General features: G+C 69.1%; 1 protein-coding gene. It reads right to left on the bottom strand.

The window, feature by feature from the left end; translation table 11 throughout:
• Positions 1-217: adenine nucleotide alpha hydrolase family protein (locus AC2CHG_RS31820; RefSeq protein ID WP_484526252.1), on the bottom strand; the 217-nt coding region annotated here is incomplete at both ends.

The raw sequence follows: 217 nt of genomic DNA, 5'->3' as shown, positions 1-217 counted from the left end.
CGGCTGGACACGCTTGACCAACTCGGCGACCACAGTCGCCTTCGGGGCCACCAGGTAACCGTCGATCTCCTCACCCTCGGCCGCGTAGATCCTCTCCGCGCCGTACTCACCGAGCTTGGCGCTCAACGCCTGCGCGGCGCCGGCGCCACCGAGGACCACAGCGCTCGGGGTGCCCAGATCGCGGGCGAGGGTGAGCATCTCCAGGGTGACCTTCTTG

It is taken from the genome of Micromonospora sp. ATLC20, assembly GCF_057196585.1.
This window is presented reverse-complemented; position numbering and strand designations above follow the sequence as displayed.